The sequence below is a fragment of the uncultured Succinivibrio sp. genome (assembly GCF_902756765.1).
Classification (GTDB): domain Bacteria; phylum Pseudomonadota; class Gammaproteobacteria; order Enterobacterales; family Succinivibrionaceae; genus Succinivibrio.
Genome location: NZ_CACVSS010000079.1, coordinates 1 through 10595, shown reverse-complemented (window position 1 = coordinate 10595; position 10595 = coordinate 1). Strand labels below are relative to the sequence as shown.

Genomic DNA, 10595 nt, shown 5'->3' with positions numbered 1-10595 from the left:
AGCAGTTTTATCAACGTAGTAACCTCCTCCATTGATAATTTCAGCAAAGTCCTCTCCACCGGTATATAGCAAAACATCTTTCTTCATAAACGCCTCTTTACTGTTTCTATCTTAGATTTTAGCACAGGAATTTAATCAGTTAATGAAAGGAGAAGTTAAATCCCTTAAAAATCAGTAACAAGTCTTAATCAGGTTCTTTTTGAAGATCCTGTATAGTAGCAGCTGATATATAATCGGCATTCCATTTTTTTATGATTATATTGGGCCTGTTTCCGGACTAGGAAAAGGCAAGTACAGGTTCAAAAAAAATTTGCTCTACCTGACCGATTTTCTATACTCCTTTGGAGTCATTCCTCGAGATTCTTTGAAGGCTCTTGAAAAATAACTCATATCAGTAAAGCCACAGGAAAGAGCTATATCAATGACCTTGTCATCAGAAGAGCCTAAAAGCAGAGCCGCTTTCTGAATCCGAAGGCGCTTCAGATACTGAATCGGAGGCATCCCAACAGTCTTATTAAAACAGCGAAGACATTCTGTAGTACTGATTCTAGCTACCTTTGCTATATCCTCAATTTCTATTTTCTCAGAGAGATTCTGTGTCAGATAAGCAAGCATTTTCTTGACTCTAAGGATAGATTTATCAGGAACGCTATAGTTCTTCTCTGAAGTATTTATAACCTGATATGCAAGACACTTAACTGCCTTGGACAATGAATTGGTAACATCAATCTCAAAACCAAAATCATCTTTTATATAACTTTCAAAAGCCTCCCTTGTATAACCGAGAAGCTGCTTATGAAAAGGTATTTTTTCTGTTAAATGAATACCAGTAAAACTGTCACTGTTTATCAGCGGCTCAAGATATTTTCTGTAGATATCACTCTCTGGATTTGAGGATATAACCGATGGATGGAAGACAACAGTATGCGATACATAATCCTCATTGGGAAATACCGCATGAAGTCTGGCCGAATTTACAAAGAAACCTTCACCTTTTCGTACAGAAAAAGTCTCGGACTCAATGGTTATTCTGGCCTCGCCATCCTCAACAAATTCAAGTTCTAAATGGTCATGCCAGTGCCAAGGAACCTCAGTAGAATGACGAGACTTTGAATAAAAACCGATAGGAAATGACCTTGTTCCATGTTTAACAAGCTCAAGTCCTGATGCATCTGTTGTACACCTGCAGTCAGTGATCTTTGATATGTTGTTTTCCATCTGTCACTTTTCCGTTATTTTTGTACTTTGGTTATTTTGTCATATATTTTTGGCTATTTTAGCATATCTTTTGGATATAACTGCTGATATATTCATATATAACAAAAGAGGTATATATGACTAACAAAGAAAACAGAAGATTAAAAATATCCAATCTAAGCTCCTTTATTGTTCTTGGATTCCTAGAAGCTGCATGGGCGCCAATGGTTCCATATATCAAAGCAAGATTTGATCTGGATGAAGGTCAGCTGGGTATGCTGCTTTTATGTACAGGCATAGGATCTTTTATTTCCCTGCCAATAGTTTCATCTTTAACCAGCCGTTTTGGCTGTAAAAAAGTAATGCAGATATGTGCAGTATTCTTTGCATTAACTCTGATTATGCTTTCAGTTTCTCCATATCTTGCGCTTACAGCAGTATTGCTCCTAATTTTTGGAGCTCTGACCATTGGTTTGGATGTTTCCTCAAATATTAATGCTGTCATTGTTGAATCAGAATTAAAAAAACCTTTAATGTCAGGATTTCATGGAGGCTACTCAATAGGAACTCTGGCAGGATCAGCCTTCATGTCTGCAATGCTTTCTGTTGGTATCTCACTGTTTTTCGGAGCATCTGCTGTTTTCGCCTTAATGATGTTCATAACCTTTATGTTCTGCGGTCATCTGATAAACGACGTCAAAGCATTTGAGAACAAGAAAAAAGAAGCTGACGAAAAGAGTTCAGATACAGAACTTTCAGAAAAGAAACACAGAAGGATTCCTCTTCTTGTAATTATCATCGGCTGTATGTGCTTTATTATGTATGCCCTTGAAGGCGCTGTTTTAAGCTGGTCTGGCGTCTTTGCAAATCAGGAAAGAGGCATTGATATCAGCAGTGCCGGTTTTATCTACTCATTCTTTGCCATCGCCATGACAATTATGAGACTTGTTGGAAATAGGATAGTTGTGTCTTTGGGAAGAAAGATAACAGTCGTTTCAGGAACACTTCTTGTGGCAGCAGGATGGATCATTACCGTAATCATTCCTAATATTTATGGAACCTGTATCGGTTTCCTGCTAGTCGGATTTGGTGCGGCGAATATTGTTCCTCAGCTGGTATCCTTTGCCGGAACAATCAGGAACTTCCCTGTTCATGACACTATTGCCTTTATCAATGCACTTGGATACTCAGGAATTCTTCTTGGACCAGTAGTTATCGGATTTACCTCAAAAGCATTCTCTCTTCCAGCAACCTTTGTTGGAATCGGAATATCTTCTCTTATTGTGGGACTAATTGCTCTTAAGGTGGTCACCGATGAAGGACTTGAGACCAAAAAGAAAATCAGAGAGCTTGCCAACCACAGCAACAATTAGAAAATAACCTTGTGTTTATTTACAGGAAAACATTGTGTTTTCCTGTATTTTTATTGGCGGGTAACTTTCTGAAGAACAATAACTGCAGACAATAAAACCATTCCGATAATATCTGTTGTAATTCCGGGATATAACATCATCGGACAGACCAGAATCAGAAGTATTCTTTCAACAAGATTACATTCCGTTAAAAGATAATTCTGAAGTCCACCTGCAAGAGCTATAGTTCCAGCTGATGCTGTAAATGCAATCCACAGATACTCATAAATCTTCACATCTGGGACAACACCAATCAGAAGTTCCGGATTGGTTAAAAAGAAGAATGGAATTAAAAATCCGACGAGTCCCAATCTTACCGCAAGTAAACCTGTCTTAAGCTGATTACCGCCTGAAATACCTGCTGCAACATAACAGCTCATAGCTACAGGAGGAGTAATGTTCGATAAACAGGCGTATACAAGACAGAACAGATGAGCACAGATAGGAACAATACCAACCTTAATCAGAACAGGAACAGCTACAGCCTGAACAATTACATAGGCCGCAACTCCCGGTACTCCCATTCCCAGAACCACAGACATCAGCATGGTTAGAAAGCCTGTAAGCAGAATATTACTGTTATCTACAACAGACAGGATCACGTATCCCATGTTAAGGCCAAGACTTGTCAGAGTTACGGTGCCAATGATAATACCGATGATTACACAGCAGACACCAACTGAGATAGCACCTCTGGCGCCTTCTGTCACTGCAAGAATAATCTTATCAATATTCATTCTGGTATCCGCACGCAGATAGCTAGAAAGAACAGTGGCAACAATGGAGATCACTGCTGAATAAAGTGGTGTATATCCGCAACACATCAGAGTGATAAGAATAAATAATGGTAGAGAAAGATGCCCCTGTTCCCTTATAACTTTCATGGCATCAGGAATATTCTCTTTAGAAAATCCAGAAAGTCCCCTCTTTTTGGCTTCAAAATGGACAGCAAAGAGTAATCCCAGATAATAGAGGAATGCAGGAATAACCGCTGCAATCATGACTGAGACATAGCTTATGTTCAGAAATTCAGCCATAACAAAACCAACTGCTCCCATAATAGGAGGACAGAACTGACCGCCGGTTGAGGCAACTGCCTCCACAGCTCCGGCAAAGTTTTTTGAATAACCGGTCTGTTTCATCAGAGGGATAGTAATAGTTCCTGTAGTTGCAACATTGGCAATAGCTGAACCGTTAATCATTCCCATGGCGGCAGATGCCATAACCGCAACCTTGGCAGGACCGCCGGGAGTCTGGCCTACCAGTGCCAGAGAAAAATCATTGATAAACTTTGAAAAGCCACTGTATTTCAGAAATGAGCCAAAGAGTACAAAAAGGAAAATATAGGTGGCACTTACACCTATACCTATACCGAATATGCCCTGTGTTCCCCAGAACTGAGTCGAGAGAATTCTTTTTAAAGTTAGACCGTTATGTCCCAGAGCTCCAGGTATATAGGCACCAAACCAGTTATAGGCAAGAAAAATGGCGGCAAGAATTCCAAGATTTCCACAGGCTCGTCTTGAAGCCTCAAAGACCAGTAGAATACCGATACCGGCAACATATAGATCAGTTGTATTAAGTCGGCCACCACTGCGGGCAACTCTTGGAAAATAGATTACAAGATAGAGAATACAGAATATGCTTAAGGCAATCAGCAAAAGATTCAGAAGTGAAGGATATCGTCTTTGTTTTAGGGATTTTCTGGTAACAGGAAAAAGAAGAAAGGTAAACAGCAGCAGAAACAGGCAGTGAAAGGCTCTGAGATTTATGGCGCTGATAGCACCAAAAGTCGTGAAATAAACCTGAAAAACAGTCCATATAATCAGAAGAACAGCTACAGCTTTAGAAGTTATTCCTTTGTAGTTTACATATCTGGAAGGATGTTCCTTTACCTGATTATCCTGTGCAGATGATTCCTGCATCAAAACACTAGCCATATACTTAACCTTATTTCTGGATGATTGTATTTAGCTTACAAGTTTATACAGGACAATAAAAGCACAACAGAAAGAATTAGAGGATTTTCTTACTGATTAACGCTTAAAACTTGGGACTTTGAGGCTATTAAGACATGCTCCAAAAAAATACAGGGCCAGCTGCAAACATAATGAAAAAACATTTTTTTTCAACAGTAAAAAAGAAACATTTCAGTGACATCAGAAAGACTTTAAGAAAATGCAAAATCACAACTTGAAAAAAAAAGGAAAATGATTCAGAAAATTATGCAAAAGTACAATTAGATCAGATAAATACAGTTTTATCTTTAGATTATTTTCTGGAACACACATATTTAAGCACAGATGTTCTCTGTATAGGGCCGTTAACGTTTTCTGTGATCCTAAGGTTAAATTAAAAAATTTCATAAAAAAACACTTACAGAAACCACTAGAAAAGTAGGAAAATCTTTAGCGTTGTAATTTCTGTGAAGACAGGTGAAATCAAAAAGATTGGAACAGTTTCACCTTTTTCTGGTTACATTCTCATGAACATAACACACGTTAAATTCAAACAACTATAGGAAAAATATCATGATAGAAAAGAAACAGGGATGCATGTACTGCGATGAGGTATGTGAACATAGAGACTCTCTGATGATTAAGATCTGCGATTTCGAGCACTCAAAACTTTACCTTTTCCGTGATCAGAAAAATCGTGGTCGCTGCATCTTAGCCTATGACGGACATGCAACCGATCTTACAGACTTAAGTGAAAAAGAACTTAATGATTTCAACAAAGAACTTATGGCTGTAGCAAATGCAATTCATCGTGGTTTCAATCCGGACAAGATTAACTACGGCTCATATGCTGATACCGTAAAGCACCTGCACATTCACGTTGTACCAAAATATATTGACGGTCCAAACTGGAACGGTCCTTTCTCTGATGCAAATCCAAAATATCTAAAGGACGATGAATATCAGGAAATCATTGAGATCTTCAAAAAAGAATTAAAGAAATAGAAGAAAGGATTTTTTTCCTTATTCCGGAAACGTTAATAATCACACGCAAAAGACTGTCTCAATAATGACAGTCTTTTTTTAAGAAAGCTCAAATTAGTTAGAACACAGTACGAATTACAGAAGACAAGTACGGTACAAATTAAGAAAAATGAGGATTACAGGATTAGGGTGTGTGAGTCGACCTGTAAGCCGAGTTCTGTTCTGCATAGCAGCGACAATCATTCCTCTAGGCTAGAAATCGCTCTCTAGCTCAAGCAATCAACCCGCTCTCAATCCGGACCAGATTATAGAGAGCCTATTTGATCTTGCTCCAAGTGGAGTTTACCGTGCCTTTCATATTGCTATGAAAGCGGTGAGCTCTTACCTCGCCGTTTCACCCTTACCATTAAAAATGGCGGTCTGTTCTCTGTTGCACTTGTCATGGGCTCACGCCCTCCAGGCGTTACCTGGCACTTCGTCCTTCGGAGCTCGGACTTTCCTCCCCCACGACCGTATGAATAAAGATCTTAAACACGCGTGCGTGGCAGCGATTGTCTGGTCGACTCAGGATATATTATATATCTTTTAATGGGACTTGTCTTTAAGTTCTAGTGCCAGATTATACAAGTCATTCTTTTTTAGCCCTGTTATGGAAGCTAGAACATTAGCTACAGTTTTTACCGGAGAGGTCTTTATAAGCTCTTCTAAAGCAGCTGCAATCTTAGGGTCGATCTCTGAAAATTCCTTTTTTACAGCTCCTATGGCAACTACAAACTCGCCTTTGGTTCTGTCAGGATCAGCCTTTAAAAATTCAGGAGCCTCCTTAGCCTTTAGTCTGTAGAAAGACTCAAAGGTCTTGGTCATCTCTCGGCATAAGGTTACATCGTGATCAGGCAGAATTTTTGCCATAAGCTCCATGGTATCAACAATACGTCTTGGAGCCTCATAGAACACAGCTGTGTAATCCGCACTCTTAAGTGACTCTAATACACCTGTTAGTTCCTTTTCCTTTACAGGGAAGAAACCACAGAACATGAACTTATCAGTAGGAAGTGCTGATGCCTCAAGAGCAGTAATCAAAGCACAAGGACCAGGCAGAGGAACCACCTTTACCCCCTGCTCTGCACATATGGTCACTACTCTGTAGCCAGGGTCATTGATAAGAGGAGAACCGGCATCGGAGATTAAAGCGACAACGCCGCCTGCTCTTACCTCTTCAATAATAAGTTCTGCCCTCTCACCTTCATTATGATCATGACAGCTGATCATTTTCTTGCCACTGATCCCCAGCTTATCCAGAAGAATCTTTGAATGTCTGGTATCTTCAGCTGCAATTAAGGTTGCACTCTTTAGAACTTCGATTGCTCTTAGAGTGATATCATCAAGATTTCCTATGGGAGTAGGAACAATATATAAAGCACTTTCCATCTTTATTTTCCAAAAGAAAAAGCTTCGGATTTTTTAGATCAGAAGCTTTCTTAAATTAAATCTTTTCCAATCTGCTGACTATTTTACCTTGATTGAGGCAGAACTTACAGGGAATGTAAAATATGTATTTGGATAAGGCTCATCTTTTAAGGTGAAGTGCCACCACTCTTCCACCAGTGGCTTGAAGCCATGCTTGAGCATTGCCTCTCTTAAAATCATGCGGTTATTGAACTGCTGTTTGGTGATCTTAGTGTAGTCCGGATGACTGAGCTCTCCAAAGTAATCAAAGGTTCCTCCCATATCCACTTCTTTCTCAAGATTCATATCAAAAAGAGTCAGATCAACGGTACTGCCGCGGCTGTGTCCGGAATGCTCGGCAATATAGCCTTGAGGAAACAGAGTATTCTTCTCAAGCTTTGAATAAAAATACTTCTTCATACGGACATCATTAGGATCAAGAGCCCACTCCATAAAGTGGGAGACAGCCATCTGAGGACGGTAGGCATCGAAGATCTTCAGGCGATATCCCTTGGTCTTAAGCTCCTCACTTACATTCTTTAGCGCAGCAGCTGCCTCTTTGGTTAAAAGCGCAACCGGCTGCTCATAGCCTTTAATTCTGTCTCCAACAAAGTTATATGTTGAGTAGTATCTTATTTCTAGTATTGCATCAGGTACAGCTTCAGCCAGAAGTACAAAATCAGAGGAATCTCCACTGAAAAGCATCCCCTGATCTGTCATGGTCTTGTGCTGAGGAGCAGGAGTTGAGGTACATCCTGATACCAGACAGCAGGAAACAAGAATACAGAGTATTAAACCGGTAACCTCTCTTAGCTTGAACATATCTTCACCTATCCTTACAGACAAATATACTTAACAGTTGAAACACCGTATATCTAGCATAGGACGAATTCCTTTAACCTGTTAGAAAAAAAAATAGATCCGCATAAAATAAAAACAAAATTAAAATCTAAGTTTCTATAATGCTCAGTATGTTAAAATAGTGAACATTGAGGCCAGTGCAAGGCTTACAAAACCGAGTCTTTTTGTAAGACTCAAAAGGTCAGAAAGAACGTTGTACCATATTCATAACGTTCTTTAGGATGTGACCATGAATCCATATATAAAGTAGGAAGTCATCGTGAAAGCTAAAAGATCAGCTTTAAATGTATATTTATGCACTTTACTTACAGCAGCAACTTTAACTTTAAGCGCATGTACAAGTTCTTCTGTAAAAAAAATCGAATCAGTAAATGCATTTGGTCCGCTAAATTTAACAGCACAGGAATACAGACAGGCATTTGAAGATGCATCTGCAGATGAAAGCTTCAAGGCTCTTATCCTTTATACAAGATCACAGATTGTTGAGAACAGACTTGATCAGGCAGCAGCAAGTGTAAGTCAGCTGTATGCAAGCGCAGCAACTCCTGTTCAGAAAGATGAGGCTGCAATGGTTGATGCCATGCTGCTTTCCAGAAAGAATCAGTTTGAAGAGGCCGAGCAGAAACTGTCTGCCATCAACTACAAGGCTCTGCCAAAACAGGATATTTCATACTTCCTGGTTTTAAATACCAACGTAAACACCAATCTTTACAACAAGACCCACGATCCTAAGTATCAGATTACAGCATTCAAGAGCGAATCTGCTTTAGAGAGATATGTAACCCGTGATTCTGATAAGAGAAAGGTTCTTTTGAGATCTGTTGATTTATTAAAGCAGCTTGATGATCAGACCTTATCCTCAGCATACACCAATGTAAAAAATGACACCGACAAAGGTTTCTATGAGTATGCAATCATTGATAAGTCATCAAATAATCAGTTAAAAGATCAGATGATGGAGACCTTTGCTAAAAAGTATCCTAACCATCCTCTGCTGCTTTTATCAGCTCCTGAGAAGATTGAGCCAGTAGCCCAGCAGGATGTACGTGACGTTACACCTAAGGGTGGCAAAGCTGTAGCCGTAGATTCTCAGGCTTTATTCAGCATCCAGGATGGCGATCAGATTGCCGTACTGCTGCCTCTATCAGGAAGATTCGCTTCATCAGTAGGAGAGCCTGCCAAACTTGGTATTCTTACCGCCTTAAAGGACAGAGGTTCAAAGGCTAAGGTTACCTTCTACGACACCAACAAGACCAACATCTCTCAGATTGTCGCTACCATTTCATCGAACGGCACTAAGCTTGTTATCGGCCCAATTCTGACCAACATCTCTCAGATTGTCGCTACCATTTCATCGAACGGCACTAAGCTTGTTATCGGCCCAATTCTAAAGCCAGAAGTTAATGCCATGAATGCAGCCGGGCTTAAGATTCCATCAATCACCTTGAATTCACCAGAGGGCAACCGTCCTGTAAATCAGTGGTACTTTGATTTAGGTCCAAACTATGAGGGTGCAATTGCAGCTTCAAAGATTTATGCAGATGGCTACAAGAGCCCTATTGCAATCGGACTAAGCACCGACAAGGCATCACAGCGTTCAGTTAACAGCTTTATGAATACCTTCGGTAAAGTTAACAACAATGCTGTTGTATGTAATTACAGCAATCCTGCAAATGTTACCTCTGAAATTGCAAAATGCCCATTTGGTTCTGCGGACTCAGCATATGTAAGTGCTTCTGTAATTGATGCCGTTCAGATCAAGGCTGCTATTCCATCAAATGTTGCTGTTTATCTGACCGACAAGAGCTACATGGGTGTTAACAACTCCTCTCAGGAGCTGGCATTAAAGGGAGCAATTCTTGGTGATATGCCATGGGTTTTAACTGACAGCTCACTAAAAGAGAGCTTCATGAAGTCTATGCCAAAGGCAAATTCTCAGGTTCAGAGAATCTTTGCCGCATCCTATGATGCAGTAAACTTTGCTTTCAACATCAACCAGCTGGCTGCAAATCAGAACGATGTTTTACACGGACTGTCTGGAGATATCTCCTTAGGTCATAATGGTCTGATTGAGTCTACTCCAATGTGGGTTGAGCTTGGTTCTGTAAGATAATTCTGAAATGATTATCAGGGACTTTATTTGGTCCCTATAAACGAGAAGGGATGCTATCATGCATCCCTTATTATATTCTAAGCTATCTCCCTGCAGGATCTGATTTGCATTCTTAATCTGATCACTTGCACCGCTTACGAAGCTGTTGTACTGGCCCATGAAGTCCTGCAGCTTAACCATCTGTGTTTGGTTGTCAGAGTTGCAGTTCTCTGCCATGTGCTGAATCTGAGAAGTGATAGATCGTACCTGTTCTGCGGTTTTACTAGGTATAAATAAAACTTTCTGTGTCATTGAAGATGCTCCTCTGAAGGAAGCTGGCAAATTGACCTCAGATGCGCCCCAACTTGAAGTGTCAATACCAAGAGATTTTGCCTCCTCGTAGTAGCTCTTTAAAATCGATGCTCTCTTTTTATTGTTGTCATCATCATCCTTGGTAACTCCACCAAGATCAGCATTCATTCTATCTACAAGATTGTTAAGTTTCTTTGCTTTGTCATTTTGTCCCTTCATATCAGCAATCTTCATTTCTGCTTCTTTCTTCTTGGTGGCGCCTACCTCTAACATAACCATAGCCGCCATCATCTGGATGGACATACCTTCGAACTCGGTACCCTTGATTGCATT

Annotated in this window: 8 protein-coding genes and 1 other RNA gene; 3 read left to right on the top strand and 6 right to left on the bottom strand. The window is 40.0% G+C overall.

Features of this window, described 5'->3' with window-relative positions:
* Positions 1-315 precede the first annotated feature (315 nt).
* Positions 316-1218, bottom strand: coding sequence for an AraC family transcriptional regulator (locus QZU45_RS09700; RefSeq protein ID WP_295354733.1), 903 nt, complete (start codon positions 1216-1218; stop codon positions 316-318).
* 116 nt (positions 1219-1334) lie between these two features.
* On the opposite strand from QZU45_RS09700, the gene QZU45_RS09695 reads away from it, so the two are divergent.
* Complete coding sequence (locus QZU45_RS09695; protein ID WP_295354730.1) at positions 1335-2570, top strand: MFS transporter; 1236 nt, start codon at positions 1335-1337, stop codon at positions 2568-2570.
* A 50-nt stretch (positions 2571-2620) separates the two neighbouring features.
* Here the strand turns inward: QZU45_RS09695 and QZU45_RS09690 are convergent, their stop codons facing one another.
* On the bottom strand, positions 2621-4549 hold the full coding sequence (locus QZU45_RS09690) for a TRAP transporter permease (protein ID WP_295354727.1): 1929 nt from the start codon (positions 4547-4549) through the stop codon (positions 2621-2623).
* Between the two features lie 591 nt (positions 4550-5140).
* Here QZU45_RS09690 and QZU45_RS09685 point away from each other — a divergent pair.
* Complete coding sequence (locus QZU45_RS09685; RefSeq protein WP_295000994.1) at positions 5141-5572, top strand: HIT family protein; 432 nt, start codon at positions 5141-5143, stop codon at positions 5570-5572.
* 169 nt (positions 5573-5741) lie between these two features.
* Here the strand turns inward: QZU45_RS09685 and rnpB are convergent.
* The 3 genes from rnpB to QZU45_RS09670 form a co-directional block, all read right to left on the bottom strand.
* Positions 5742-6118: RNase P RNA component class A (rnpB, locus tag QZU45_RS09680), an RNA gene on the bottom strand.
* 18 nt (positions 6119-6136) lie between these two features.
* Positions 6137-6979 (bottom strand): 16S rRNA (cytidine(1402)-2'-O)-methyltransferase, encoded by an 843-nt coding sequence (gene rsmI / locus QZU45_RS09675; protein WP_295354724.1) that lies wholly within the window; start codon positions 6977-6979, stop codon positions 6137-6139.
* A gap of 78 nt (positions 6980-7057) precedes the next feature.
* Positions 7058-7819 carry a M15 family metallopeptidase gene (locus QZU45_RS09670; protein WP_295354721.1) on the bottom strand — a complete coding sequence of 254 codons (762 nt, stop codon included), beginning with the start codon at positions 7817-7819 and terminating at the stop codon, positions 7058-7060.
* Positions 7820-8117: 298 nt separating this feature from the next.
* On the opposite strand from QZU45_RS09670, the gene QZU45_RS09665 reads away from it, so the two are divergent.
* On the top strand, positions 8118-9971 hold the full coding sequence (locus tag QZU45_RS09665) for a penicillin-binding protein activator (RefSeq protein WP_295354719.1): 1854 nt from the start codon (positions 8118-8120) through the stop codon (positions 9969-9971).
* On the opposite strand, the gene QZU45_RS09660 is transcribed toward QZU45_RS09665, so the two are convergent.
* On the bottom strand, positions 9909-10595 hold a 687-nt coding region (locus tag QZU45_RS09660; RefSeq protein ID WP_295354716.1), incomplete at its 5' end, for a hypothetical protein. The genes QZU45_RS09665 and QZU45_RS09660 overlap by 63 nt on opposite strands.